2 protein-coding genes are annotated in these 1,066 nt (G+C 72.4%); both read left to right on the top strand.

Features of this window, described 5'->3' with window-relative positions; all coding sequences use genetic code 11:
- The first annotated feature begins 17 nt into the window (after positions 1-17).
- Positions 18-542, top strand: a complete 525-nt coding sequence (locus FGE12_RS29940) for a helix-turn-helix domain-containing protein (protein ID WP_153870079.1) — start codon at positions 18-20, stop codon at positions 540-542.
- Positions 434-1,063 carry an IS630 family transposase gene (locus tag FGE12_RS29945; protein WP_153870080.1) on the top strand — a complete coding sequence of 210 codons (630 nt, stop codon included), beginning with the start codon at positions 434-436 and terminating at the stop codon, positions 1,061-1,063. Before FGE12_RS29940 ends, FGE12_RS29945 begins: the two co-directional genes overlap by 109 nt.
- Positions 1,064-1,066: the final 3 nt, after the last annotated feature.

A 1,066-nucleotide genomic window follows, 5' to 3' on the forward strand; every position in this document is an offset into this window, starting at 1 on the left:
GCCCCCGGACATAGATAATGTCCACCCCCAGCATGGACTCGCTGCGGGTGGACAGGGCAGAGCGGGAGCGGCTGCGAAGCATTGGCCACTCCGCGGACGTGGATGCGGCCGAGCGCGACCGGGTGCAGATGGTGCTGCTGGCGGCCGAGGGCTGGAGTGCGCCGCGCATTGCGCAGCACCTGGGCTGCAGCGACAAGACGGTGCGCCGCGCGCTCAAGGGCTGGCGCGAGCGGGGCGAAGCGGCCCTCTTCAAGCGGCTGCCGGGCCCCATTCCGGATGAGGCGCGGCGGCGAGCCGTCGAGGCGGCCCTGGGCGCGCTGCTGAAGCAGGGGCGCACCTGGAGCGCAGGGCAGCTGTCGCGCGCGCTGGAGGCCCACGGCATCCACCTGGGCCCGCGCCAGGTGCGCCGCTACCTCGTCGGCTTCAACGCCAGCTGGCGGCGCACCAAGATGAGCCTCGCGCACCGGCAGGACAAAGAGGCCGTCGCGCGCGCCCGCGCGCAGCTGCTGCGGCTCAAAAAAAGGCCCGCGCAGGGCGCATAGACCTCCTCTACCTCGATGAGTGCGGCTTCAGTCCCACCCAGCCCACCGGCTACAGCTGGGCGCTGCGCGGCACGCGCAAGCTGGTGCGCTTCGAGAACCCCGTGCGCCGCCGCGTCAACGCCCTCGTGGCCTACCGCCCACTGGGCCTTCGCCCCGGCCTGCGCTACCGCGTGCAGCCGCGCACCCTGACGGCCGACGACGTGGTGGGGCTGCTGCGCAGACTCCCCTCGGGCACGCGCCCGTGCGTCGTGGTGCTCGACAACGTGGGCATCCACGTGGCGAACCGGGTGCGCAAGGCGGCGCGCGCCCTGCGCCACCGGGGCCTCACTCTCTTCTACCTGCCTGCCTACTCGCCCGAGCTCAACGACGTCGAGGCGGTGCTGGAGGTACTCAAGGGCTACGAGTTGCCCGAGCGCAGCTTCAGCACCCTCGACGAACTGCTCGCGGCGGTGCGGCGCGCACTGCGCCGCCACCACCTACGCCTGCGCTACCCTGGACAACATCCGTGTCCGGGCGCTTAGGCG

It is taken from the genome of Aggregicoccus sp. 17bor-14 (genome assembly GCF_009659535.1).
Taxonomy (GTDB): Bacteria; Myxococcota; Myxococcia; order Myxococcales; family Myxococcaceae; genus Aggregicoccus.